Source organism: Streptomyces rapamycinicus NRRL 5491 (assembly GCF_024298965.1).
GTDB lineage: Bacteria > Actinomycetota > Actinomycetes > Streptomycetales > Streptomycetaceae > Streptomyces > Streptomyces rapamycinicus.
Genome location: NZ_CP085193.1, coordinates 7921889 through 7944150, shown reverse-complemented (window position 1 = coordinate 7944150; position 22262 = coordinate 7921889). Strand labels below are relative to the sequence as shown.

The following is a 22262-nucleotide window of genomic DNA, read 5'->3' as shown; positions in this document are numbered from 1 at the left end:
ACCAGGAGCCACAACCATGAGAGAGAGCTCAGGAATGATTCTGGTCACCGGGGGGCTCGGCTTCATCGGCTCCCACACCGTGCAGGCCCTGCTGGACGCGGGCGAGGAGTGTGTGCTGGTCCAGCGCAGCTCCACCGAGCCGCCGGTAGGGCGCTTTGACGCGCCAGTCGCGGTGGAGCGGGCCGACATCACCGATCTGCGCGCGCTGCTCGACGTGGGCACCCGCCACAAGATCACCGGCATTGTGCACCTCGCGGGGTCCATGCCCTGGCCGCCGAGCCCCGAGCAGCCCATCGAGGCGACGCGCAAGGCGATCGGCGGCCTGCTCAACGTCCTCCAGGCCGCGCGGGACTGGGGCGTGCGGCGGGTGGGGGTCGCGAGCACGATCGGCGTCTACGGTGGCGGCGGAGCCGAGGGCCCGCTCACCGAGGACATGCCCGTGTCGTTGAGCTCGGGGCACCTCATCCCGACCTTCAAGAAGATCGGGGAGCTGCTCAACGACCACTTGGCCGACGCCACCGGCATCGAGGTCATCAACTACCGCATCTCCGGCATCTGGGGGCCGCTCGAGCCGCACGGCCCGCTGTTCTTCGCCGCCCCCGAACTCGTCCACGCCGCCGCGCGCGGCACCGAGCCGGACCTCTCCCCCCTCCCGGCGCCCGCACACGCGGAGGACTCGCTCGACCTCTGCTACGCGAAGGACGCGGGCCGGGCCATCGCACTCCTCCAGCTCACGGACCGCCTCAACCACCGCACCTACAACGTGGCCTCCGGCCGTGCCACGAGCAACGCCGAGATCATCGCCGCCATCAAGAAGGTCGTCCCGGACGCCCGGGTCGACCTCCCCACCGGCGGAGCCGGCTCGCAGACCTACCTCGACATCACCCGCATCCGGCAGGACACCGGCTACGAGCCCGCCTACGACACCGAGCGCGCGGTCGCCGAGTACATCGCCTGGCTGCGGGCGGGCAATGAGCGCTGACCCACAGCCCCGAGTCAGCGACGGGTGAGGTGGGTGAGGGTGACCCCGTTGGGGAAGGCCGTGCGCTCGGCGACGTCGAAGACGGTGGGATCGAAGGCGCCGTCGAAGGCGGGAATCCCGGCACCCGCGACAACGGGGTAGTTCTTGATCACCAGTTCGTCGATCTCCGGCAGCAGGGCGCCCGCGAGCTTGCCGCCGCCGCACAGCCATACGTCCAGCCCCGCGCCGTCCTCCCGCTTGAGCTCGCGCACGAGGCCGAGCGGGTCGCCCGGGACGACGGTGACCGCCGGGTCGATGCCGGGCTCGAGGGTGCTGGACACCACGTACTGGCGCAGGTGGGCGTACGGGCTGGTGATCCCCGCGTCGAGGGCGGGCCGGTAGCTGCCGAGGCCCATGAGGATGGTGTCGAAGTGGCGGTTCGGCGCGTCGGCCAGGCCGACCGCCGCGCGGTAGGCGGTCGGGACCGTCTCGGGAAACAGCGTGTTGGTCCAGTTCGAGTAGGCGGCGGACTGCTGTTCGTCGCCGCCGGGGAAGAAGTCGTACTCGCCGCCGGGGCCCGCGATGCGGCCGTCGAGCGTGATACCGACGTAGTACACGAGCTTTCGCATCTCTGGCCGCTCCAAACGTAGTACTCTGCTTGTAGTGGTTGGAACGTAGTACTACAGCTGGAGTGGTGTCAATGGTGAGACGGAACGACCAGCGGCGCGCCGCCCTCGTGGACGCCGCGATCGAGGTGCTGGCCAGGGAAGGAGCGCGCGGCCTGACCTTCCGCGCGGTGGACGCCGAGGCCGCCGTGCCCGCCGGGACCGCGTCCAACTACTTCGGCAGCCGCGATGACCTACTCACGCAGTCCGGCGCCCGCGTCTATGAGCGGCTCCAGCCCGACGAGGCCACGATCGCCCGCCAGCGGGCGGCGGGCCGCGACCGGGAGACCTACGCCGAGCTGATGCGTGAGCTCGTCAGCCGAGTCGCCTCATTCCGCACCGGCTATCTCGCGCTGCTGGAACTCCGCCTCGAGGCCACCCGCCGGCCCGGACTGCGCAAGGTCCTCACCGAGCGGGTCCGGGCCGACCTCGACGCGAACGTCGCGTACCACGAGGAGTCGGGCCTCCCCGGCGACGCCACGGCCGTCAAGCTGCTCATGCTGGCGCTGAACTGGCTGATCGTCGAGCAGCTCACCCTGCCGGACGTCTTCACGGAGGCGGAGCGGGATCAGCTGGTGGCGGCCGCGGTGGAGCGCATCGTGGCGGCGGAGTAAGAGGGTCGCGCTCCTACCGCTTACGCGTTACGCGGACGGGGAGTCCTTCTTCAGCTGCTCCTCGTTGGGGATCGCCCCGCCGAAGCGGCGGTCCCGCGAGGCGTACTCCAGGCACGCCCGCCACAGGTCGCGGCGGTCGAAGTCCGGCCACAGCACGTCCTGGTACACCATCTCGGCGTACGCGCTCTGCCAGATCAGGTAGTTGGACGTCCGCTGCTCGCCGGACGGGCGCAGGAAGAGATCCACATCCGGCATGTCCGGGTAGTAGAGGTACTTCGCGAACGTCTTCTCGTTCACCTTCGACGGATCGAGGCGGCCCGCCCGGACGTCCTCGGCCAGCGCCTTCGCCGCGTCCGCGATCTCCGCACGGCCGCCGTAGTTCATGCAGAAGTACATCGTCATGGCGTCGTTGTCCTTGGTCTGCTCCTGGGCGACCTGGAGCTCCTGCGCCACCGACTTCCACAGCTTCGGCATCCGGCCCGCCCAGCGGATCCGCACACCCATCGCGTCCATCTCGTCGCGGCGGCGGCGGATGACATCGCGGTTGAAGTTCATCAGGAAGCGCACCTCGTCGGGCGAACGCTTCCAGTTCTCGGTCGAGAAGGCGTAGAGGGAGAGGTTCTTGACGCCCATCTCGAGGCAGCCCTTGAGCACGTCCATCACGACGCCCTCGCCGACCTTGTGCCCCTCGGTGCGCGGCAGCCCGCGCTCCTTGGCCCAGCGGCCGTTCCCGTCCATCACACAGGCCACGTGCTGCGGCACCAGCTCGCCGGGGATCTTCGGCGGCCTGACCCCGGACGGGTGCGGTTCCGGGGCCCGGTACTCGCGCCGCTGTCGGCCCAGAAACCCGCGTCCTGCGATGCCTGCCATGTCTCCCTCAGCCCTTGCTCTCTGTGCTGCTACTGCTACTTCTCTACGTACCGCAGCGACCGAAGTCCCCGCTCCAGGTGCCAGTGCAAATACGCCGCCACGAGCCCGCTGCCCTCCCGGGCGTGCCGCGACTCACACGCGTCCGCCGTCTCCCAGTCCCCGGTCAGCAGCGCGCCCAGCAGCGTCAGCGACTCCGCCGAGGGTACGACGCTTCCGGGCACCCGGCACTCTCCGCAGATGACCCCGCCCGCGCCGACCGAGAAGAACCGGTTCGGACCGGGCATCCCGCACTTGGCGCAGTCGTCGAAACTCGGTGCGTAGCCGTTCACGGCGAGGGAACGGAGCAGAAACGCGTCCAGGACGAGATGCGGCTCATGATCCCCGGCGGCGAGGGTGCGCAGCGCGCCGACGAGCAGCAGATACTGCTGTACGGCGGGCTCGCCCTCGTGGTCGGTGAACCGCTCGGCCGTCTCCAGCATGGCCGTACCGGCGGTGTAGCGGGCGTAATCGGTGACGATGTTGCTGCCGTACGGAGCGATGGTCTCACTCTGCGTGCAGAGCGGCAGCCCGCGCCCGATCAGCTCGCCGCCACCGCGTGAGAAGAACTGCACGTCGACGTGGCTGAACGGTTCGAGCCGCGCGCCGAACTTCGACTTCGTCCGCCGCACGCCCCGCGCGACGGCGCGGACGCGGCCGTTGTTACGGGTGAGCAGCGTGATGATCCGGTCCGCCTCCCCCAGCTTCTGGGTGCGCAGCACGATGCCGTCGTCGCGGAACAGACTCATGGCGCCCATTGTCCCCTAGCGGGACAGCTGATCGAACCGCCCGGCCCGGACGGCCCGGGTCAGCGCCCTGAGGGCGGCGGGGGTGGTGGTGATCACGATGTGCGGCTCGTCGCTCTCACGCAGAAGGACGGTGTCCGGGGTGCGGGCCAGCTCGACGCAGTTGTGCTCGGCGTCCTCCCCCGAGTACGAGGACTTGCGCCAGTACATGTCAGGGCATCTCCGTCGGGTCAAAGTTGCTGCGCTATCTCATGAACGAAGCCGACCGTGTCCTCTGGCGTGAGCGCCAGGGCTTCCATTTGGTCCAAGATACGGCCGTAGCGCTCCAGGTGAGCCTCCGAGTCGAGGAAGGCCGAACCCGAGGGCGTATCGGCCTGGACGGTGTCCAGCCGCCGTACGGGTCCGGACACATAGAGCATGCTGATGCCCGGATTGGAAAACCCGCCAGCCGAGAACGGGACCACTTGCACGGTCAGGTTGCCCCGCTCCGATGACTCGATCAGATGCTCCAACTGCCCTCGCATCACCTTCGGACCGCCGAACCTCATCCTCAGCGCGGCCTCATGGATGAAGAAGGTGCAGTGCGGCGGATCATCACGGTCCAGTACATCCCGGCGCCTCAGCCGATACGAAACGCTCGCCCGCAACTGCGCCGCGGTGGGACTGGACGTGGCCGTGGCGAACACGGCTTTCGCGTAGTCCTCCGTCTGAAGCAGGCCCGGCACATGCATGATCTGCGCTGAACGCATGGCAACCGCGTGGTGCTCGAGTTCGACCAGATCGAGTGCGCTCGCGGGTGTCCTGCCGCGATAGTCCTCCCACCAGCCCCGGCCGCGCTCCTCGTTCATGGCCACGAGGGCGTCGACGTAGGCCCGATCCATGCAGGAGTAGATGGTCGCGAGCGTCCTGATCCGCTCCTCACTCACCCCGAACCGCGCGGCCTCGATGTTGCTGATCCGGGTCCGGTTCACACCGAGGTGCTCACCGGCCTCCGCCACGCTCATCCCGGCCCGCTCGCGCATCTTGCGCAGCTCTGTTCCGATGCGCCGCTGCCTCGCGGTCGTGGCGGCCCTCTGCCCCATGCGGACTCCTCCCTACGCACCCGGGCGACCCTGTCACCCTTTCAGATAAAAACTGGTTCCACCATGGGAGTGGAACCAGTTACCCGGCATGCCCTATGGTCCTTATCACAGCGTGAGGAATCAACTACGCACCGCGTTGGGAGCACCAACATGCCCGAAGCCGCCGAACCCCCGTACGCCTACCGACTCAGCGCCCCCAACTCCCCCAAGAGCCCGAGGGTCTGCCGGGACGCGATCGCCGCGCTCCTCCAGGCCAACGACCTGCACGACCTCGCGGACACGGCGAAACTCCTGGTCTCCGAGGCCGTGACGAACGTCAATCAGCACACCGACACCCAGCTGATCCACATCGACACCCTCGTCCGCGACCGCATCGCGACGATCGCCGTACGCGACGGCTCCCCGGAACGCCACCCGTACCCGCGCGACGCGGCGCCGGACGAGGAGGGCGGACGCGGGTTGTTCCTGATGCGGGAGTTGGCCTACGCGTGGGGCGTCACCTGGGAAAACGGCCTGCGCCCCACCGGCAAGCACATCTGGTTCGAGCTCCGCGACCCGCACACCGAATGACAGTAGCTACGCCGAGGGATCGGCCAGGCGTCCCTCGATGCGGGACCGCGCGGCCACGGCTCGGGGGTCGGCATATGTCCCCAGGTGGGACAGAGCCTCGGCCCAGTGGGCGCGGGCCGCTTGGGGGTCGTTTCTATCCACGGCGGCGGCCAGGTGGTCGAGTTCCAAGGCGTGCTGCCATGCATCGCCGAGCTGTTCGTGCGCTGCAGCGGCCTGACGATGAAATGCGGCGGCTTCGTCGTAACGCTCCATCGCCGCATAGGTCTGCCCCGTGCCCCGCCAGGCAAGGGCTTCTCGGCTGCGGTCGCCGAGACGCCGCTGGAGCTTGGCCGACCGCTGGAACGAGGTCAGCGCGTCGCCGTGCTGCCCTGCCTCACGCTGGATGTCGCCTAGAGTGAGCAGCCAAAAGCCCTCCAGGACGTGACTCCTGAGGTTGAGCGCGATGTCGAGGGCTTCGTCGATCGCACGTCGTGCTGCCGCGAGCTCGCTTTGCTCGCGGCGGAGCTCGGCGACGATATACAAGGCATTGCCCACGCTTCTTTCGTTGTTCAGGGCTCGGTGGGCGGCGAGCGCCTGTTGGGCGGCCTCCTCGGCCTCGGACAGGCGGCCCGCGTCGAGTCGGGTACTTGCGATGTTGGACAGGGCCATGGCCGCTCTGCGGGTTTCATCCGCGTCACGGAAGATCGCAGCGGCGCGCCCGAAGTGGTCGGCGGCTGGGTCGAATTGGCGGCTCTCGAGGTGAATCAGGCCGATGAGATTCAGCGAGCGCGCCTCTTCAAGGGGCATGGCTGTGCTGTGCGCCAGCTCCCTGGCTCGTCGGTGACATTCCATGCCCTCGTCGAGGCGACGGTATTCCCGATAGGCTATACCGAGAAAGTTGAGCAACCGAATTTGGCCACCCGGTTCGTCCACCCGCTCGGCTGCCGCCAGACCGGCACGCATCGGGTCGATCCAGTCACTGCCTGGCGCTGAGGGATAGCGGGCGCTCCACAACGCCTCGGCCAGGCGCCAGGCAAGAGGGTCGAGCCCGGCTGATACGGCGGCAGGAACCAAACGGAGCAGAGTCGCGTGCTCTCGGTCCGCCCAGTCCGCCGCCGCGTCGTAATCAGCGAAGACCAGAGGAGGCACGGAAGCCGTAGAGGTCGCCAAGAGGGAAAGCCACTCGGTAGGCCTGAGCCAACTCTGCGCCGCAACAGCGGTATGCAGATACCAGTCCAGTACACGGTGCAGGGCCGCGTTCCGTTGCTCTACGGGTTCATCGCTCTGCGCCTGGCCGGTGGCGAAGGCACGCAGTAGGTCGTGGAACTGGAATCGGTCCGGTGCCGTTTGTTCAAGCAGGTGGGCGCCCACGAGGTCGTCCAGGAGCTGCCGTGTGCGGCTGAGGCTGGACTCACAAAGGGCCGCGGCGGCGTGGAGGCTGAACTCGGGACCCGGATGAATTCCCAGCAAGCGGAAGAGCCGCGCGGAGGGTTCCGGCAGGGCGCGGTACGACCAGGCGAAGACCGAGTGAACCGCTTCTGCTTCCTCATCGATCCCGGTGCTGAGCGCGTCCCACAGCGCCGACTCGTCCCGCAGGTCAGAGATGAGATCGTCGATCCTCATATGAGGGTGGCTGGCGGCGCGCTCTGCCGCGATACGTAAGGCGAGCGGCAGCCGAGCGCAAAGACGCGCCAGTTCGGTCAGCTTTTCCCCATCGTCTCCGGGCCGACAGCCGCTGGTGACCGCGCGCAGCAAGGCAATCGCCTCGGGTTCGGGAAGCATGCCAAGCGTCAGGCGGCGGGCCCCGTCCCGTACGGTGAGGCCGGAGAGCCGGGTGCGGCTGGTCACCACTACCAGGCTCGTGCCACTGCCGGGGAGGAGCGGTCGCACCTGGCTGACCGTGGCGGCGTTGTCGAGCAGGATCAGGACGCGTCGCTCGGCGAGCAGCGAGCGGTACAGCGCGGCGGCATCATCGACGTCCTGGGGAATCTGGTCGGCAGGGACGCCGAGCGCGCGCAGGAATCGGCGTAGTGCCTGGTCCGCGGTGACGGGTTCGCCGGGGTCGTAGCCCCGCAGATTGACGAAGAGCTGACCGTCGGGAAAGCGGTCCTTGACTTGATGGGCCCAGTGCAGCACCAGCGAGGTCTTCCCCGCACCTGCCGTGCCGGCCACTACATGGATCGAGACGACCAGTCGGTCGCCGCTTTGGCTGGTCAGGATCGCATTAAGCTGCCGTAGTTCGTCGGCGCGGTTGACAAAGGCGTGCACATCAGCCGGAAGCTGTCGCGGTATGAGGCTGGCCTGCTTCCCCGGCGCCCCCTGGTAAAAGTTGATGCCGCCCGAGACATTGCCAGCCTGTACGACGTCCCGAGACGACCCTGACAGGTCATTCTGAGAGCCCTGTGGACGACTTCCCTCGCCCCCGGCCGAGGCGTTGATTTGTTCTCCGCTCATGCCGCCGGGGGCGGCGGAAGATGCACGACCGCACGCTCGAAATAGGTCCGGATGTCCTCCGCTGCCGCCCAAGCCTGCTTCACATAGGCTACCCAGGGTTTTACGATCTCGGGGTCGGTGAAACGGCGTGCGCTCTCGAACACTCCGGTCTCGGTGTAGAGAATTTCATAAAGCGTGAGATTGTCGAGGATGACGAACTCGGGCAGAAGGTGCTCGGTCTCGGCGGCGGCGACTTCCTTCGCGGGCAGCACACGGGTGGGATGCCCGGCCTCCGCACGAACGTGGAGTGAGTGCAGCTCCCATTGCATGTATGGCGTCACCGGCTCTTCCACGACGCGCAAGCGATGGAACGGGGAGCCGTTCCGCCGGTCGCGTTCAGCTGTCTCTTGTTCGGCCTCACGCCTCGCCTCGAAAAGCCGGAGCGCCTCGTCCCAGTCGCCTCGACGGAGCGCGTCCCGGGTGGGGCTGTCCTCTTCTTCGAAGTGCTGCAGCCGTTCCAACTTCCAGGACTCGCCGTTACGGATGGCCTTGCGTCGCGCCCGGAAGTCACTGACGTAGGCATCGTCATCGAGTGGTTCGCCTTGTTCGGCCGGGAGCGCTGGGGCACGAAGATCAAGCATCGGGAATATCTGCCTTTGCTGCGCTGAGCATGTTTCCGGGAATCACGACCAGCCGCTCGCCGGGCCCGATGGACACACCATTCGGTAGGCGCGAGGCATAGACGGCAGTGAGGTCACGGCCGATGACGGCGATATCACCGTTGTCCAACTGCCAGATATCCGGGCACTTTTCTTCGTCCTCGGAGTTTCCAAGCTCTGCCGCCGACTTTCCCAGGCGTTTGACGAATAACGCCGACGAGTCAGCATCCCAGAAACGGGCCATCGACTACCTCCGTGATCCCTGCGTCACTGACTGTCATCAGCTTACCGCTTTTGACACATGGAGTGTCAGTCAAGCCATGACTGCGGCACCGACGAAGACGTGTCGAAGCGTGTGCGGTAGGTACTCGCGGAGCGGGCGGCCGTGGAGACGGCCTGCGCCCCACCGGCAAGCACATCTGCTCCGCGAACCGCGCACCGAGTGATCAAGAGCTGGGCAAGTCCTCGCCGCGGTAAGTGGACAGGTCGGCCAGGAACTTGCGGCGCAGGGCGGGGACCCTGCTGGTCGCGGCGAAGTAGCTGCGGGCGGCGAAGAGCGCGAAGCGACCCGTGACGGGCCGGAAGAGCCGGTCGTCACCGCTGGTGCCATTGCTGGTGAGGGATTCGGCGACGCGCGCGAAGCCGTAGGGGATCATCTCGGCCTCGTAGTCGCCGATCGCGGTCAGCAGCTCCTTGCGTCCGTCCGCGACGGCGGTCAACTCGCGGCACAGCAGTGTGGCGTCGCGCAGTGCGGTGTTGGCGCCGACGCCCTGGCCGGGGGTCATGGTGTGGATGGCGTCGCCGAGCAGGGTGACGTTGATCGTCGGCCACGGATCGATGGGAACCGAGGTCGCGATCTTCAGCGGGAACGCGGACTCCGGGTCCGACAGTTCGAAGATCCGGCGCAGGTTGGGGTGCCAGTTGGCGGCCGCTTCCAGAGCGGTTGCGATGAGCGGCCGTCCGCGCCGCCGCGATGTGTCCTCGGGGAAGCGATCACGAGAGCTCCAGATGGAGAGGTTGATGTAGTCGCGGGTGGTGTCGGACTCCGGCCCCGGGCAACCGCCGCCCCGCGCGTCCCGCTTGAACGTCATGACGTGCAGCATGCCGATCATGCCCTTCGTGCCGAAGATCAGGGAGAGGCCGTTCAGCGCCTCGTCCGGCAACAGCGCGCGGGTCTCGGGCGTGAGCGCGGTCTTGGTGGCGATGGCGGTGACACCGGCGTCCTTGATCTCGGCGTGGGGCAGGAACTGCCGGCGCACGGCCGAGCGGGTTCCGTCGGCGGCGATCAGGACGTCGCCGGTCGCGGTGGTGCCGTCGCCGAAGTGGGCGGAGATCGTGCCGTCGGAGTGCCGCTCGTAGCGGGTGAACTCCTTGCCGTAGCGCACGACGTCGTCCATGCCGGTGAAGAGCACCTGGCGCAGGGTCGCGCGGGACACCGAGCGCTCGCTGCTGACCGCGTCGCGCGCCGGGGGCAGTCGGAACGTGGCGGTGGTGCGCAGGGACTGGGTGAGCACGTTGAAGTGGCGAGGCTCCCGCGCAGAGGTGGCGACGAAGGTCTCAAAGAGCTCGGGCGGCAGGCATTCGTGCAATGCCCGGCTGCCGGTGGGGTCGATGCCGACCCGGTAGCCGTAGAGACCGTCACGACGGGAGCCGTAGCGCTCGTACACGGCCACCGAGATGCCGGCCTTCTTCAGGCCGTGGGCCAGGCACATCCCGCCGGTGCCGCCGCCGATGATCAAGACATGCATGCGGATCGCTTCCCTTGAGAGACGTGTATCTTGAATGCCAAGGCATATATACCTTGAACATCAAGACACTCGACTGTCAAGCCATCTGATCGGCAAGGAGGTACCCCGATTGGCGAACGAGAAGGATCAGGTGCTCGCCGAGCTGGGCAAGGTCATTCAGGGCTACCAGGCCGCGGTCGATGACTCCGATCGCGAGAGCGCCCGGCTCCTCGGCGTGAACGAAACCGACCTGCGCTGCCTGGAACTGCTGCTCGACGCCGAGGAACTCTCCCCGCGCGAACTCAGCAGGCTGCTGGGACTGACAACCGGCAGCGTGACCGCCATGCTCGACCGGCTGGAGAAGCTCGACCTGCTCACCCGCGCCCCCCACCCCGTCGACCGCCGTAAGAGCGTGGTCAAGGTGACACCGGAGGGGAGTCGTCGCTGCTACGAGCTCATGGCCCCGCTCATCGAGGACGGTGCGCGGGAACTCGGCGCGAAATACAGCGCGGAGCAGTTGGAACTGGTCATGGATTTCCTACGGGCCACCACCGCGCTCCAGACCCGGCACACCGAACGCCTGCGGGCTCTGCGGGGCCAGTGAAGCCAGTGCGGTGGGCCGGATCGCGTCGGTGGCGGTTGAGCCGAGGAGGAGGTCGGTCAGGTTGTGGGGCTGGGCCTGTTCGTCGGTGGGGGTCGCCGCGGTGATGCGGTCCAGGCGGAAGCCTCGGCCGGCGCGGCGGGTGCGGCACCAGGCGATGAGGTACCAGCGGCCTTCGGCGGTGAGGAGCCCGGCGGGTTCCACGACGCGGTCGGTTTCGCGTCCGGACGCGTCGGTGTAGGACAGCCGCAGCGCCACGTTGTGGGTGAGGGCCTGTTCCACGGCGGTGCGGATCCCGGAGTCGGTTCGGGTCGGCCGCATGACGATCCGTGCGGCGAGTTCGCGGGCCGCCGTCGAGGCGGGGCCGGTCATCGAGGCCGCGATCTTCTGGGCCGCGGTGCGGGCCGCGCCCGCGTAGGGGGTGGCGGCGCCGACGGCGGCGAGTGCGGCGGTCAGGGCGGAGGCCTCTTCGGCGGTGAAGTGGATCGGCGGGAGGGTCATCTCCGGAGAGATGGACCAGCCCCCGCCCCGCCCGGGTGTGGTGCGCACCGGGACGCCGGTCTCCATCAGCGTCTGGAGGTCGCGCTGCACCGTGCGGGTGCTGATCTCGAATCGCGCGGCGAGCGCCGCGACCGTCAGTGGCCGTGGCGCGGCCGCGCGCAACTCCTCCACCAGCGCGTACAGCCGGGCGGTGCGGTTCATGGGGCCGACGCTACCGTCACGCGGTGGGACGCTACCGTCACGCGGTGGCCAGGAAGTCCCGCTCCCGGCGCTGTTCCCGCTCGGTGATGGTGAGGGGGAACAGGGTGAAGCCGTGCATCGCGCCGGCGATGACGTCGAGCCGTACGGGCGCGGCCGCCGACCGCCAGCGCTGGGCCAGGAACAGGGAGTCGTCCAGCAGCGGGTCCTCGGTGCCGACGGCGAGGCGGGCTGGTGGCAGACCGGTCAGGTCCGCGAAGAGCGGGGAGACCCCGGGGTCGCGGCGCCGCTCCGCCCCCATCCCCGGCGTGAACAGCTCATAGGCGCCCCGGAGCGAATCGGTGTTGCTCAGCCGCGGTCGGGGGCCGAACAACCGCTGGCTCGGTGTCATCGACAGGTCGTAGGGGCCGAAGAGCAGGTGGGCCGCGCGGAACGCACCGGTGATGCCGTGCCGGTCGCGAAGGCGCAGCAGCGTCAGGACGCTGAGGTGGGCACCGGCCGATTCGCCGCCGATCAGCAGCCGTTCCGTACCGAACTCGGTTGCCGCGTGCTCCACCAGCCACCGGGCGACCGCTTCGCAGTCGTCCGGCCCGGCGGGGAAGGGGTGTTCCGGCGCCAGGCGGTACTCCACGCTCACCACCGCCAGCCGTGCCTCCACGGCGAGCCGCCAGAGCCTTTCGTCCTGCCCGTCCGCGGCGCCGAACGCCCAGCTGCCACCGTGGATGTGCAGGTGTACGCCGTCGACGCGGTCCGGTACGAACGTCCGCACCTTCACCCCGCCCGCGACGACGCGGTCCCGGCCGTGCTCCAGTCTCACCGGTGGGGTGTCGGCGCCGAGCCGGTTGCGCCGCAGGAGCGCGAGTGTGGCCGCGCTCGGCACCGGCCCACGGGGCGGCCGGCTCGCCGCGTCGGCCTCGAACTTCTCGTTGGAGGCCAGGGTTTCGGCAAGGCAGTCCTCATCCGTGAGCGTCATGCCGCCGACATCTGTGATCGTCATGCCGCCGACGTTCGCAGCCGCCCGCGACAACACCCTGTCACCCTTTCTCTGTGATCTACGTCATGGCCGGTGCGATGTCGCTGCCACAAGGTCGCCGCCGCGATGTCGCCGCCGCGATGTCACAGCCGTGTGCTGGACGCGATCTGGGCCGGTCACAACCCGGCGGAGGGAGGGCGGCTGGCGGCTCGGCGGCGTTCCCCATTGCGCACACTGGTGGTGCGGGGCAGGTCAGCGACGAGTTGGGGGGATACGCCATGGCGGACGGTTGCCGGGACTGTGAGACGTGTACGAGGTCGTGGCTGGGCCGGCTGTTCCAGAACGCGGCGGTGGGGCTGATGCATGTGGTGACGATCGGCATCAGTTATCTGATCAAGAAGGGGTTCAGGCGGCACTGCCCGCAGTGCGGGCATCTGCTGTCCAGGCACGCACGCAGGGCGGACGGTTCGTTCCGGGACTAGGGGGCTTCTGATGGATCTCCGCGGGGCCCGTCGTCCACGGGCGGCTGACGGTCACCAGCCGGCCGCGGCTCCGGCGGATGTCCGGCTCGCGGCCGGGAGGCTGCCCGCGGGGCGGCGGAGGTGCCAGACGTCGGCCGGGGGCAGGTTGGCCCAGACCGTGCTGCGGCCGGTGGCGTAGCGGCGGCGGTAGTCGGCCAGCACCTCTTCGGCGGCCCGGTGCCGCCGCGCCTGGTTTCGGGAGGGCAGCAGGCTGCGGGCCTGCCGGGTGCCGCGGTAGGCGAAGTAGGCCAGGAGGCCGCCTGGGCGCAGCAGCTCCAGATACCGGCCCATGATCGCCTCGATCTGGCGGGGATCGAAGTTGGCGAAGGGCAGGGCTGAGATGATCGCGTCGTAACGGCGGCGTACGTCGAGTTCCTCGACGTACGCCTCGTGCACACGTATCCGCTCGGACCGCCCGGCCAGGTGCGGGTGGGTGCGGACGAGGTCGCGCAGCCGGCCGGTGAAGCGGGGGTTGGCCTCGACGATGTCCAGGCGGCTGCCCGCCGGCAACTGGTGGATCAGGGAACTGGTGACCGACCCGGTACCGGCACCGGCCTCCAGGACGCTCAGCGGCCGCCCCGCCTGTGAGCGCACCGGTTCGGTCAGCGCGTGGGCCAGCGCCCTGCCGCTGGGGGCGAGGGCCCCGGTGGTGCGCATGTCGCGGGCTGCCTCGAGGAGGAACATCCAGCCTCCGGCGGCGCGCTGTCCGAGGACGTGGTCATGCGGGGTGGTCGAGTCATCCGTGACATGCATGGGCGCACGCTACATACCGGCTCCCCATGGGCGGATCCCTCGGCGTGTGACGGTGCCCACGTGCGCGGCACGGGAGGCGACGCGGGAGGCGACGCGGGGAGTCGGCGCGTTATGCCCCGGCGGCCGACCTGGGCGCGTTTCGGGCGAGTTGACGGCCCGGGACGACCAGGCGGCGCGGTACGGGCGCCCCGGAGTGGTGACGCTGATCACATCCACCACCCGGGACGATGGTTCAGCCGAGGGTTACTCCTACCTCACCGTACGCACGGGGCGGCGCCGGTGGCGCAGCCCCGTGCCGGTCCCGGGGAGGGCTCAGCGCTTGAGCATGAAGGTGAAGTCGCCGGTGAGCTTGGCGCCCAGCCGGACCGCCGAAACGAGCTTGCCCTCCGTGATCAGTCTCTCGACCTCGGCCCGTGAAAGACCGCAGCCTTCAGCGATCAGTCGCACCGGCCGGACGGGGATCCGCGCCGCGAACCGGACCGAGACATCGATCTTCCCCAAGCTCTCGGCTTCGCTCGAGCAGGGGAGACCCCATCCGCGGTCCAGGTGATCCGATCCGCCGGTGTCGAGGCGCCAGGCGTTGTTCCAGTCGAGGGCGATGCGATTACGGCGCCGTACGACCGGATCCTGGAGCAACTCGGCTGCCAGACCGGGGTCGTTGTCGTGCAGCCGGTCCAGCAGCTCGGGTCGTACGGAGCGCACGTTCATCCGCTCCAGGACCGTGAGCTTCGCCGTTTCTGCGCACCCGGTACAGAGCACGAGGAGCCAGGCGTCGATCAGCTTGTGGTTCGCGTTGACGCGGAATTTGCCGTTTGCCCGGAAACGCTCGGACGCGCACGCGTGACAGCGGCGGAGAACGAGCGGCAGGCAGGTGGGCATGACCACCCAGGTATTGAGCACAGAAGTACACCGGTTCCAGTGAGAAATCCGCAGCAAAAAAGAGCGCGGCGCATTAGCGCGACGCGCGACAAATCAGCGCTTGGGAGGTCTCACACGGTGTACAACGGCACGTCCTTGCCTGGACGACTTGGGTCGGCAGCACGCTAATGGCGCAGCGTGATGCCGCTCCACTGGTTTTTGCCGAAGCCGGTCAGCGGGGCTGGAGCCGGCGGTGCAGGAGGCAGAACTCGTTGCCTTCGGGGTCGGTCAGGACGTGCCAGTTCTCGGTGCCGGTCTGACCGACGTCGGCGGGCCTGGCGCCGAGCGCGAGCAGCCGCTCCAACTCGGCGTCCTGGTCGCGGTCGGTGGCGTTGACGTCGAGGTGCAGTCGGAGCTTCTCGGGCCGGGGGTCGCTGCTGGGGCTGAGCACGAGAGTGGGCTGCAAGCCGCCGAAACCGGCGCCGGGCGGCCCGATCTCGATGCTTCCGTCGTCCTCCCGGTCGAGTTCGACATAGCCGAGGACTTCGCTCCAGAACGCGGCCAGCCGCTCGGGGTCGGCGCAGTCGAGGATCAGCTCACTGATGCGGCATGCCATGCCGTCAGTCTACGGAGTGAACGCCCGCCCGGCCGCGGCGGTGGAGCCACCATCCGGTGGCTCCACCGCCGCGGCCGGGCGGGCGTTCACTCCTGGGCGTTCACTCGTGGGCGCTGATCACACCGCGCGTGCTGAGCACGATGTACACGCCGTTGGCGTCGAGCCCGGCGTCGTGCCCGTTCGCCTCCATCGTGCCCATGACGTCACCGTGGCCGATGATCTCCGCACGGTACTGGGCCTCGCCGACCTTCGTTACCTTGGCCGTCCAGCCGCCCGCGAGCTCGAAGGTGCCCGGCGCCTTGTGCTCGCCGCCCATCCAGGACTGGACCTCGCCGCCCATGGTGAGCACGACATACATGCCGTTGGCGTCGAGCCCGGCGTCCCGCCCGTTCGTCTCGAACGTGGCCAGGACGTCACCGTCGTTGACGATCTTGAGGCGGTAGTGCTGGTCGCCGAGCTCGTAGATCTCGCCCGTGCTGCCGTCCGCCAGGGTCTCGGTGCGGTCCGGGGATGCCGCCTCGTCCGCGGCGCCCGACTCGGTACCGACCTTGGCGTCGGAGCCCTTCGCTCCGCTGCCATCGGAGCCCTTCGCTCCGGTGGCGGAGTCCGCGCTGTTCGAGCTGGCGGAGGCCGCGGGCTTCGAGGCGTTGGCGTCCGAGTCGTTGCAGGCGGTCAGGCTGAAGCCGGCGGCTGCGATCAGGACCGCGGCGGCAACGCGCAGGGTGCGGCGACGAACGGTGCGGGCAACGGCGTTGGAGCTCATTTCGGGTCCCCCCAGGGGCAGTCGATGTCGTGGTCTTCTCGGTGCGTCACCAACTCTGGCCGGGCCCCCTACCGCAAGGCTGCCGCCCCGCTAACGGTCGGCTAACACGGTTGTGAGCAGGGGCAAGGACGAGACACGGTCACGCGACCAGGCGCAGTCAGGTCATGGGCTGGTCCGGATGTCCGAGGCCCCACTCGCCCGCGACGCGCGATTCAGGCCTCGGCGGCGGCTTCCGCCTCGGCGGCGTCGTCGGGGGCCGCCGGTTCGGGGAGGCCGGGCAGGAGCAGGCACAGCGGGACGGCGACGGCGGTGAGGGCCACCGACCACCAGAACGCGGTGCCGAAGCCGTCGGCCAGGGCGCCCGGGGTGCGGGCGTCGCCGATGCCGTGCTGGAGGATGACGGCGAGGACGGCGATGCCCACGGCGCCGCCGAGTTGCTGGGCGACGCGGGTGATGATGCTGGCGTCGGGGATCTCCCCGTGCTCCAGCCCGACGTACGCGGCACCCATGGGCGCGATCATGGCGGCGCCCAGGGCGATACCGCGGACGAACAGCGCGGCCATGAGCAGGACTTCGCTGGTGTCGGCGGTGACGAAGGCGAACGGCACGGTGGCCGCGGCGACGAACGCGAACGCCGCGAGGGCGACCCCGCGGGGGCCGACGCGATCGGTGTAGGCGCCCGCCAGGCCGCGGGCGAGGAGCGCGCCGACACCCTGCGGGATGAGCAGCAGTCCGGCGCCGAGGGCGTCCTCGCCGCGGACCTGCTGGAAGTACAGGGGCAGCAGCATCATCGACCCGTACAGGGAGATGCCGCCCAGGAGGAGCAGAGTTGCGGAGGAGGCCACCGCGCGGTGGCGGAACAGCCGCACATTGACCAGGGCGCCGGTGGTGCGGGGCAGCGCCCAGGCGGCGAAGCCCCCGACCAGGGCGAGTCCGCCGATCAGCGGGATGAGGACCTTGGCGTCGGCGAAGCCCGCGCTGCCCCCGACCCGGGAGAGGCCGTAGACGAGGGCGGCGAAGCCCGGGCAGAGCAGGAGCAGGCCGACGGTGTCCAGACGGGCGCGGGGGCGGTCGGGCGCCGGTCGGTCGTCGGTCAGATTGCGCCAGGCGAGCCAGGCGCCGACGGCGCAGAAGGGGATGTTGACGAAGAACAGCCAGCGCCAGTCGGCCAGGTGCAGGATGAGGCCGCCCAGGACCGGGCCGAGGATCGGGCCGAGCGCGGTGGGCACGGTGATGATGGCCATGACCTTGCCGATGTTGCGGCCCTGGGCGGCCTGCATGAGCAGCGTGGCCATGAGCGGCATCATGAGGCCGCCCGCGCCGCCCTGGATGACGCGGAAGGCGATGAGGCTGGTCGCGTCCCACGCCAGCGCGCTCAGGATCGAGCCGAGCAGGAACACGCCCAGGGCCGCGATCCACAGATGTCGGCCGCCGAGCCGCGACTGGGCCCATCCGGCGAGTGGGATGGTGACGAACACCGCCAGCAGGTAGCCGGTGCTCACCCACTGGATGGTGGACAGCGGGGCGTCGAGTTCCTTCGCCAGGTCGTTGAGCGCGACGCTGACGATGGTGGTGTCGAAGACGACGGCGAGGGCGCCCACGATGAGGGTGATCGCCATGCGCCACACGGCGGGATCCACGCGACCGGAGCCCACGCGATCGGGGTCCGCGGCCGCGGATGTGGGGTCTGACCGGCTGGGAGGGGTGCTCATGAACAGCCACCTTAAGATATAGACGTCTATCTTACGGCGGTCAGAGTAGGGCGCTAGAATAAGAAAGGCAAGTCTATCTAAGGGAGGAACGCATGCCCGAGCGACGCCGCGGAGCGGCACTGGAGAAGGCGCTCCTCGACGCGGCCTGGGAAGAACTCACGGACACCGGCTACGCCAGGTTCACCATGGACGCCGTCGTCAAGCGCGCGGGCACCAGCCCGCCCGTTCTCTATCGCCGCTGGTCCAACCGCGACGAGCTGGTCCGGGCAGCCATCGTCCACACCCTGAAGGAGTCCCGCCTCGACGTTCCCGACACGGGAAGCCTGCGGGAGGACATCCTCACCCTCATGCGGGAGATCAACTCCACCCGCGTCCAGTTCATCACCATCATGAGCATGCGCCTGGCCGACTACCACCAGGCGACCGGAAACAGCCCCGATGAGCTGCGCGACCCCCTCGCGACGGGCCGCGCGGAAGCTCTCGACGCGCTCTTCGACCGCGCCGTCGACCGTGGCGAGATCAAACCGGAACGCCTCACCGAACGCGTCAAGTCGCTCCCCTTCGACCTGCTGCGCCACGAAATCCTCACGACCTTCGCCCCCGTGCCCGACGACACCCTCGAAGAGATCGTGGACACGGTCTTCCTCCCCCTGGTGCACTAGGCGAGGCGGCTCAGCCCTCTTCGGCGACCAGGGTGTAGCGCACGGTCTGGGCCTGGATGAGGCCGTCGCGGAAGACGAAGGTGTCGACGCCGTCCTCCACGCGCGCATCGGCGGTGGCGGCCGACCACTCGAGGAAGAGGACGTCGTCCGCGAACTGGGGCTTCAACTCCCAGGCGGCGTTGGGGAGATCGCCGAGGAGCGCGCCGATACCCCGCTTCACCCCTTCGCGGCCCCGCAGCACACCGGAGGGCGTGACGAAGACCGCGTCCTCCGCGTAGTTGGCGCTGATCCTGTCCAGGTCGCCCGAGCCGAGCGCTTGGCCGTGGTCGTGGAAGATCTGCTCGGGGGTCCGGGTCATCGCTCCAGCCGTTCCGTTCGCGGGTGTGTTTCGCGGGTGTGCGAGGTGACTCGAGACAATAGTTGCGTACGCGGATGATTGCAAGCGCTGGCTATTGCGGAGGCAAGTTCCTGTCGAGTTGGTCCGCCAGATCGGCCAGCCCTTCGGCGTGCAGATCGAATCGGTCCGAGGGGCCGGGCGGGTCGCCGACGGGGCGGGCGACATAGGCGGTGCGCAGACCGAGAGCCTGCGCACCGCGCAGGTCCCAGGCGTGGGCGGCGACCATCAGCAGCCGCCCCGGCGGCCGTCCGGAGGCGGTGACGGCCAGCTCGTAGACCGCCGGGTCCGGCTTGTAGGTCCGGGCGTCCTCGGCGGACAGGGCCTGGTGCCAGCGCAGTCCCGCGTGGGCGTTGAGCTCCAGCAGCGCCGTACGGCTCGCGCTGGAGAGCCCGATCAGCGGGAACCGCCCGGCGAGCCGGGCCAGCCCCGCCACCGTGTCGGACCACGGCGGGAGCCGACGGCCGGATGCGGCCAGCGCCGCCACGGCGGCCGGGTCGTCGACCCCGGCGGTGTCGGCGACGAGCCGGGCGACTTCGCGGTCGAGGACCTCGGTGGTGGCGTAGGGCCGGGCGCCGTCGAGGATGCGGCGCTGCTCGCGGTCGATATGCCGCTGCCACAGCGACAACAGCCGCTCGATCCCGGAATCGTCGAGCGCCGGGGCGAGTTCGCGGATACCGGCACGGATGCCGGTGGGTTCGTCGACGAGGGTGCCGAGCACATCGAAGACGACGGCGTCGATCTCCAGCTCTGACATGGGCAAGGTCTCCTGACGGAGCGGGGAGGGCGGGGGACTGAGGCTGGGGCTGGTAGCCGGCGTGGCATGTAAGGGTTAAAATTGCGTTTAGCCGAAACGTAGCGAGAGGTGCGTCAACGATGCAAGTGGCGTTGGACGATTACGTCTGGGCGGCGGGGATCGCGACCGAGCTGGTCAACACCACCGCCGAGGTCTGGCGCGGCGACGACCACCTGCCCGATCCGGCCGCCCTCGTCGCGTTCACCGAGCAGCACGGCGACCGGCCCGGAGATGACGACGAGGTTCCGGGCGCGCTGGCCGAACTCGCCCGCCGGGGGCGCGCGGCCGACCTCCATGCGGTGCACGCGCTGCGGACCACCGTGCGGGACCTGATCGATCACCCCGGCCGCGACCGCCTCATCGCCGGTGCCACCCGGCTCACCTCGTCCGCCCGGGGCGCCACTCTGGTACCGGACCCCGCACACAAGGGCCGCATACGGTGGGCCGTCCCGCTCCGGGACGGGGCGACCATAGCCGACGCCCTCTCGCTGATCTGCGGCATGGGCGTCCTCGGGGTCGTCCACACCCTCGGCGAGCGGCGGTTCCGGCCGTGCACCGCACCCACCTGCCGGGGAGCGTTCATCGACACCACCCGGCCCGGCAGCCGCCGCTACTGCATGCCCGGGCTGTGCGGCAACCGCGTCAACGTCGCCAACCACCGCGCTCGCCGAACCGCGACGCGCGACCGGGCCACCGACTCCGAATAGGCCGCCCTATTAGAAGGTGACGAAAACCGGCCACATGCTCATCATGTGGCACCTCGATGCCCTGGCGGGATCAGAGGTTCCGCTATCAGAACGCGCTGAGAGATCGGGCCCGGAGTCGAGGGTTTTCGTTCTTCTGAACAGCCAGAACAGTGTTGCGAATAACACATATTCACTCCTTCTAGTGCATCCGAACCCCACAGAAAAACACTATCCTCGGTCCAGTCGTTGACTGGGCGGAGGCCGGAACAGCGACGCTGCCCGCACATCCGTGGGGTCAACGACGAAGTAAGCGGGCGTGGTTCTCCACGTCTGGTGAGGGCCGCCGCCCCTGCTCCAACTGCCAGGAAGGGAGGGGCGGCGGTTTCCGGCCAACACCGTCATTGCGCACCGCTCACGCGACCATCCGCACACGATTTGCATTCGCGATCATCGCGTTGCATCCGCCATGGATAGATCGCCCGGGCAATCACTTAGCCGGACAGCAGGCAGTCGCCAATTCGAGAGGCAATTAGCCGACACCGGAGAGCCAAAAACTCCTGCTGAGCGCCGCCGCACCCCATACCGGACATGATGCTTTCGCGAAGACACGCCGAATATGCCAGATGGGCGGCTCTTGGGATGTTTCATCGCCCTTTCATCGCCACCTGGAATGTGGCGTTGGCCATACCGAACACGGGCCCAACTGGCGCGTTAAGTGCATTTACATGCGCTCCCAATCGCAAAGTTGCGGAATACCCGTCGGTAAGTATGGCCGCTATGGTCGGCGATGGGAGCTATGCGGATCAATGTCCCTGAAGCGGAGGGGAATTGTAGTGTCACCCGCCGACAGCTGACGGCTGACGCTTTGTCAGTGGTTAGTGCGGGTTTAGTTGCGTCGAGCGACGTGGCTGCGTTAACTACACGACACCTGTCCGCGGGCAGGCGTACGTTCCGACGTGGTGTTCCCCCCTTCCTGGCAGTTGGAGCCGAACACCCCGTCAGTCCCTCACCAGACGGGCCCCGGCACATGACCGAGGGCCACGAAGTCCAAGGAGAATCCGCATGGCCGAACGCAAGCGCCGGCGACACCTCGAGGTCAACCTCGACGAGCACGTGACCTTCTCCGTCCGTATCTCCCCCAAAGCGCTGCGGTGGGCCTGGGCCGTGTGCATCACGGTGGGCAGCACCGCTTGGTACACGCTGACGCACTAGGCCCGCCGCGGAGCCCGCACAGCGAGGCGGCGAGGCAGCGAACAGCGAGGCCGGGAAGCCGCCGCCCCCCGGGGGCCCGGGGGGCGGCGGCTGATCCCGGTGGAGACGCAGGTCACATTCGGTCCTGTCACATCTCTCCGAGCCGTTCCGTCAGGGAGGTGTAACCACGGCAACCGCTAGGAGAGCCCGTCATGGACGCCCGTTTGAACCTCTTCGGCAACCCGCTCCTCGGCACCTTCCTGAAACACCTCAACTCCGCGGGCAAGGTGATCGGCGACTCGGCGCTGTCGGCCGCGACGCAGGAGCTGGTGAAGATCCGCGCCAGCCAGATCAACGGCTGCGGCTTCTGCACCGACATGCACACCAAGGACGCCGCGAAGGCCGGGGAAACCTCGACGCGGCTGAACCTGGTCGCGGTCTGGCGGGAGGCCACGGTGTTCACCGACGCCGAGCGCGCCGCCCTGGAACTCGCGGAGCAGGGCACCCGCATCGCCGACGCGGCCGGTGGTGTCACGGACGAGGCGTGGGCGAACGCCGCCAAGTACTACGACGAGGAGCAGCTCGCCGCCCTGGTGTCGATCATCGCCGTCATCAACACCTACAACCGGCTGAACGTCATCGTCCAGCAGCCCGCGGGCGACTACCGGCCCGGCCAGTTCGGGTGAGGTCCGGCG

General features: G+C 68.9%; 27 protein-coding genes. 9 read left to right on the top strand and 18 right to left on the bottom strand.

What is annotated here, in order from left to right:
• The first annotated feature begins 16 nt into the window (after positions 1–16).
• The gene (locus tag LIV37_RS33070) at positions 17–982 is read left to right on the top strand and encodes an NAD-dependent epimerase/dehydratase family protein (RefSeq protein ID WP_274596669.1); all 966 of its coding nucleotides are present in this window, start codon (positions 17–19) and stop codon (positions 980–982) included.
• A 14-nt stretch (positions 983–996) separates the two neighbouring features.
• Here the strand turns inward: LIV37_RS33070 and LIV37_RS33065 are convergent, their stop codons facing one another.
• Positions 997–1590 carry a dihydrofolate reductase family protein gene (locus LIV37_RS33065; RefSeq protein WP_020871437.1) on the bottom strand — a complete coding sequence of 198 codons (594 nt, stop codon included), beginning with the start codon at positions 1588–1590 and terminating at the stop codon, positions 997–999.
• A 71-nt stretch (positions 1591–1661) separates the two neighbouring features.
• On the opposite strand from LIV37_RS33065, the gene LIV37_RS33060 reads away from it, so the two are divergent.
• The gene (locus tag LIV37_RS33060) at positions 1662–2240 is read left to right on the top strand and encodes a TetR/AcrR family transcriptional regulator (RefSeq protein WP_020871436.1); all 579 of its coding nucleotides are present in this window, start codon (positions 1662–1664) and stop codon (positions 2238–2240) included.
• Between the two features lie 27 nt (positions 2241–2267).
• Here the strand turns inward: LIV37_RS33060 and LIV37_RS33055 are convergent, their stop codons facing one another.
• The 4 genes from LIV37_RS33055 to LIV37_RS33040 are packed head-to-tail and all read right to left on the bottom strand — an operon-like array spanning position 2268 to position 4974.
• Positions 2268–3101 carry an isoprenyl transferase gene (locus LIV37_RS33055; RefSeq protein ID WP_121825129.1) on the bottom strand — a complete coding sequence of 278 codons (834 nt, stop codon included), beginning with the start codon at positions 3099–3101 and terminating at the stop codon, positions 2268–2270.
• A gap of 44 nt (positions 3102–3145) precedes the next feature.
• Positions 3146–3895 carry a DNA repair protein RecO gene (recO, locus tag LIV37_RS33050; protein WP_020871434.1) on the bottom strand — a complete coding sequence of 250 codons (750 nt, stop codon included), beginning with the start codon at positions 3893–3895 and terminating at the stop codon, positions 3146–3148.
• 15 nt (positions 3896–3910) lie between these two features.
• Positions 3911–4102 carry a DUF397 domain-containing protein gene (locus tag LIV37_RS33045; RefSeq protein WP_020871433.1) on the bottom strand — a complete coding sequence of 64 codons (192 nt, stop codon included), beginning with the start codon at positions 4100–4102 and terminating at the stop codon, positions 3911–3913.
• A gap of 20 nt (positions 4103–4122) precedes the next feature.
• Positions 4123–4974, bottom strand: coding sequence for a helix-turn-helix domain-containing protein (locus LIV37_RS33040; RefSeq protein ID WP_254807129.1), 852 nt, complete (start codon positions 4972–4974; stop codon positions 4123–4125).
• Between the two features lie 150 nt (positions 4975–5124).
• Here LIV37_RS33040 and LIV37_RS33035 point away from each other — a divergent pair, with 150 nt between their 5' ends.
• Positions 5125–5544, top strand: a complete 420-nt coding sequence (locus LIV37_RS33035; RefSeq protein ID WP_020871430.1) for an ATP-binding protein — start codon at positions 5125–5127, stop codon at positions 5542–5544.
• 6 nt (positions 5545–5550) lie between these two features.
• On the opposite strand, the gene LIV37_RS33030 is transcribed toward LIV37_RS33035, so the two are convergent.
• The 4 genes from LIV37_RS33030 to LIV37_RS33015 form a co-directional block, all read right to left on the bottom strand.
• Positions 5551–7977 carry an ATP-binding protein gene (locus LIV37_RS33030; RefSeq protein ID WP_309471179.1) on the bottom strand — a complete coding sequence of 809 codons (2427 nt, stop codon included), beginning with the start codon at positions 7975–7977 and terminating at the stop codon, positions 5551–5553.
• Positions 7974–8597: a DUF6879 family protein gene (locus LIV37_RS33025; protein WP_121824221.1), complete on the bottom strand. Its 624-nt coding sequence runs from the start codon at positions 8595–8597 to the stop codon at positions 7974–7976. Before LIV37_RS33025 ends, LIV37_RS33030 begins: the two co-directional genes overlap by 4 nt.
• Positions 8590–8859, bottom strand: a complete 270-nt coding sequence (locus LIV37_RS33020; protein ID WP_121824222.1) for a hypothetical protein — start codon at positions 8857–8859, stop codon at positions 8590–8592. The genes LIV37_RS33025 and LIV37_RS33020 overlap by 8 nt, the downstream gene beginning before the upstream one ends.
• A 202-nt stretch (positions 8860–9061) precedes the next feature.
• Entirely contained in the window at positions 9062–10363 is a 1302-nt protein-coding gene (locus tag LIV37_RS33015) for an FAD-dependent oxidoreductase (RefSeq protein ID WP_020871426.1), read from the bottom strand.
• 109 nt (positions 10364–10472) lie between these two features.
• On the opposite strand from LIV37_RS33015, the gene LIV37_RS33010 reads away from it, so the two are divergent.
• The gene (locus LIV37_RS33010; RefSeq protein WP_020871425.1) at positions 10473–10946 is read left to right on the top strand and encodes a MarR family winged helix-turn-helix transcriptional regulator; all 474 of its coding nucleotides are present in this window, start codon (positions 10473–10475) and stop codon (positions 10944–10946) included.
• On the opposite strand, the gene LIV37_RS33005 is transcribed toward LIV37_RS33010, so the two are convergent.
• Both LIV37_RS33005 and LIV37_RS33000 read right to left on the bottom strand, forming a co-directional pair.
• Positions 10881–11645 carry a helix-turn-helix transcriptional regulator gene (locus tag LIV37_RS33005; RefSeq protein WP_020871424.1) on the bottom strand — a complete coding sequence of 255 codons (765 nt, stop codon included), beginning with the start codon at positions 11643–11645 and terminating at the stop codon, positions 10881–10883. The two genes, LIV37_RS33010 and LIV37_RS33005, sit on opposite strands and share 66 nt — an antisense overlap.
• Before the next feature lie 37 nt (positions 11646–11682).
• Positions 11683–12639, bottom strand: coding sequence for an alpha/beta hydrolase (locus tag LIV37_RS33000; protein WP_020871423.1), 957 nt, complete (start codon positions 12637–12639; stop codon positions 11683–11685).
• Between the two features lie 254 nt (positions 12640–12893).
• On the opposite strand from LIV37_RS33000, the gene LIV37_RS32995 reads away from it, so the two are divergent.
• Positions 12894–13097 carry a hypothetical protein gene (locus LIV37_RS32995; protein WP_020871422.1) on the top strand — a complete coding sequence of 68 codons (204 nt, stop codon included), beginning with the start codon at positions 12894–12896 and terminating at the stop codon, positions 13095–13097.
• Positions 13098–13148: 51 nt separating this feature from the next.
• Here LIV37_RS32995 and LIV37_RS32990 read toward each other — a convergent pair whose 3' ends face one another.
• From LIV37_RS32990 to LIV37_RS32970, 5 genes are all read right to left on the bottom strand, one after another.
• Positions 13149–13889 carry a class I SAM-dependent methyltransferase gene (locus LIV37_RS32990; protein WP_020871421.1) on the bottom strand — a complete coding sequence of 247 codons (741 nt, stop codon included), beginning with the start codon at positions 13887–13889 and terminating at the stop codon, positions 13149–13151.
• Between the two features lie 312 nt (positions 13890–14201).
• Positions 14202–14789 (bottom strand): DUF1062 domain-containing protein, encoded by a 588-nt coding sequence (locus tag LIV37_RS32985; RefSeq protein ID WP_020871420.1) that lies wholly within the window; start codon positions 14787–14789, stop codon positions 14202–14204.
• A 190-nt stretch (positions 14790–14979) separates the two neighbouring features.
• A complete protein-coding gene (locus LIV37_RS32980; protein WP_020871419.1) occupies positions 14980–15363 on the bottom strand; it encodes a VOC family protein in 384 nt (127 codons plus the stop codon).
• A 100-nt stretch (positions 15364–15463) separates the two neighbouring features.
• Complete coding sequence (locus tag LIV37_RS32975) at positions 15464–16126, bottom strand: hypothetical protein (RefSeq protein ID WP_121824224.1); 663 nt, start codon at positions 16124–16126, stop codon at positions 15464–15466.
• Between the two features lie 212 nt (positions 16127–16338).
• The gene (locus LIV37_RS32970; RefSeq protein ID WP_121824225.1) at positions 16339–17838 is read right to left on the bottom strand and encodes an MDR family MFS transporter; all 1500 of its coding nucleotides are present in this window, start codon (positions 17836–17838) and stop codon (positions 16339–16341) included.
• Between the two features lie 92 nt (positions 17839–17930).
• Between LIV37_RS32970 and LIV37_RS32965 the strand changes: the two genes are divergently transcribed.
• A complete protein-coding gene (locus LIV37_RS32965) occupies positions 17931–18500 on the top strand; it encodes a TetR/AcrR family transcriptional regulator (RefSeq protein WP_020871417.1) in 570 nt (189 codons plus the stop codon).
• A 10-nt stretch (positions 18501–18510) separates the two neighbouring features.
• Here the strand turns inward: LIV37_RS32965 and LIV37_RS32960 are convergent, their stop codons facing one another.
• Positions 18511–18858 (bottom strand): nuclear transport factor 2 family protein, encoded by a 348-nt coding sequence (locus LIV37_RS32960; protein ID WP_020871416.1) that lies wholly within the window; start codon positions 18856–18858, stop codon positions 18511–18513.
• A 91-nt stretch (positions 18859–18949) separates the two neighbouring features.
• Positions 18950–19651 (bottom strand): haloacid dehalogenase type II, encoded by a 702-nt coding sequence (locus tag LIV37_RS32955; protein WP_020871415.1) that lies wholly within the window; start codon positions 19649–19651, stop codon positions 18950–18952.
• Positions 19652–19770: 119 nt separating this feature from the next.
• On the opposite strand from LIV37_RS32955, the gene LIV37_RS32950 reads away from it, so the two are divergent.
• The 3 genes from LIV37_RS32950 to LIV37_RS32940 all read left to right on the top strand — a co-directional run bounded on the left by LIV37_RS32950 (position 19771) and on the right by LIV37_RS32940 (position 22253).
• A complete protein-coding gene (locus LIV37_RS32950) occupies positions 19771–20397 on the top strand; it encodes a CGNR zinc finger domain-containing protein (RefSeq protein ID WP_202979596.1) in 627 nt (208 codons plus the stop codon).
• 1041 nt (positions 20398–21438) lie between these two features.
• The gene (locus LIV37_RS32945; RefSeq protein ID WP_020871413.1) at positions 21439–21588 is read left to right on the top strand and encodes a hypothetical protein; all 150 of its coding nucleotides are present in this window, start codon (positions 21439–21441) and stop codon (positions 21586–21588) included.
• A gap of 191 nt (positions 21589–21779) precedes the next feature.
• Positions 21780–22253, top strand: coding sequence for a carboxymuconolactone decarboxylase family protein (locus LIV37_RS32940; protein ID WP_020871412.1), 474 nt, complete (start codon positions 21780–21782; stop codon positions 22251–22253).
• Positions 22254–22262: the final 9 nt, after the last annotated feature.

Excerpts from the sequence above, each read along its gene's own strand:
- LIV37_RS33070 (WP_274596669.1), top strand. The coding sequence starts at position 17 with ATGAGAGAGAGCTCAGGAATGATTCTGGTCACCGGGGGGCTCGGCTTC.
- LIV37_RS33065 (WP_020871437.1), bottom strand. The coding sequence starts at position 1,590 with ATGCGAAAGCTCGTGTACTACGTCGGTATCACGCTCGACGGCCGCATC.
- LIV37_RS33060 (WP_020871436.1), top strand. The coding sequence starts at position 1,662 with ATGGTGAGACGGAACGACCAGCGGCGCGCCGCCCTCGTGGACGCCGCG.
- recO (WP_020871434.1), bottom strand. The coding sequence starts at position 3,895 with ATGAGTCTGTTCCGCGACGACGGCATCGTGCTGCGCACCCAGAAGCTG.
- LIV37_RS33045 (WP_020871433.1), bottom strand. The coding sequence starts at position 4,102 with ATGTACTGGCGCAAGTCCTCGTACTCGGGGGAGGACGCCGAGCACAAC.
- LIV37_RS33040 (WP_254807129.1), bottom strand. The coding sequence starts at position 4,974 with ATGGGGCAGAGGGCCGCCACGACCGCGAGGCAGCGGCGCATCGGAACA.
- LIV37_RS33035 (WP_020871430.1), top strand. The coding sequence starts at position 5,125 with ATGCCCGAAGCCGCCGAACCCCCGTACGCCTACCGACTCAGCGCCCCC.
- LIV37_RS33030 (WP_309471179.1), bottom strand. The coding sequence starts at position 7,977 with ATGAGCGGAGAACAAATCAACGCCTCGGCCGGGGGCGAGGGAAGTCGT.
- LIV37_RS33025 (WP_121824221.1), bottom strand. The coding sequence starts at position 8,597 with ATGCTTGATCTTCGTGCCCCAGCGCTCCCGGCCGAACAAGGCGAACCA.
- LIV37_RS33020 (WP_121824222.1), bottom strand. The coding sequence starts at position 8,859 with ATGGCCCGTTTCTGGGATGCTGACTCGTCGGCGTTATTCGTCAAACGC.
- LIV37_RS33015 (WP_020871426.1), bottom strand. The coding sequence starts at position 10,363 with ATGCATGTCTTGATCATCGGCGGCGGCACCGGCGGGATGTGCCTGGCC.
- LIV37_RS33005 (WP_020871424.1), bottom strand. The coding sequence starts at position 11,645 with ATGAACCGCACCGCCCGGCTGTACGCGCTGGTGGAGGAGTTGCGCGCG.
- LIV37_RS33000 (WP_020871423.1), bottom strand. The coding sequence starts at position 12,639 with ATGACGATCACAGATGTCGGCGGCATGACGCTCACGGATGAGGACTGC.
- LIV37_RS32995 (WP_020871422.1), top strand. The coding sequence starts at position 12,894 with ATGGCGGACGGTTGCCGGGACTGTGAGACGTGTACGAGGTCGTGGCTG.
- LIV37_RS32990 (WP_020871421.1), bottom strand. The coding sequence starts at position 13,889 with ATGCATGTCACGGATGACTCGACCACCCCGCATGACCACGTCCTCGGA.
- LIV37_RS32980 (WP_020871419.1), bottom strand. The coding sequence starts at position 15,363 with ATGGCATGCCGCATCAGTGAGCTGATCCTCGACTGCGCCGACCCCGAG.
- LIV37_RS32975 (WP_121824224.1), bottom strand. The coding sequence starts at position 16,126 with ATGAGCTCCAACGCCGTTGCCCGCACCGTTCGTCGCCGCACCCTGCGC.
- LIV37_RS32970 (WP_121824225.1), bottom strand. The coding sequence starts at position 17,838 with ATGAGCACCCCTCCCAGCCGGTCAGACCCCACATCCGCGGCCGCGGAC.
- LIV37_RS32965 (WP_020871417.1), top strand. The coding sequence starts at position 17,931 with ATGCCCGAGCGACGCCGCGGAGCGGCACTGGAGAAGGCGCTCCTCGAC.
- LIV37_RS32960 (WP_020871416.1), bottom strand. The coding sequence starts at position 18,858 with ATGACCCGGACCCCCGAGCAGATCTTCCACGACCACGGCCAAGCGCTC.
- LIV37_RS32955 (WP_020871415.1), bottom strand. The coding sequence starts at position 19,651 with ATGTCAGAGCTGGAGATCGACGCCGTCGTCTTCGATGTGCTCGGCACC.
- LIV37_RS32950 (WP_202979596.1), top strand. The coding sequence starts at position 19,771 with ATGCAAGTGGCGTTGGACGATTACGTCTGGGCGGCGGGGATCGCGACC.
- LIV37_RS32945 (WP_020871413.1), top strand. The coding sequence starts at position 21,439 with ATGGCCGAACGCAAGCGCCGGCGACACCTCGAGGTCAACCTCGACGAG.
- LIV37_RS32940 (WP_020871412.1), top strand. The coding sequence starts at position 21,780 with ATGGACGCCCGTTTGAACCTCTTCGGCAACCCGCTCCTCGGCACCTTC.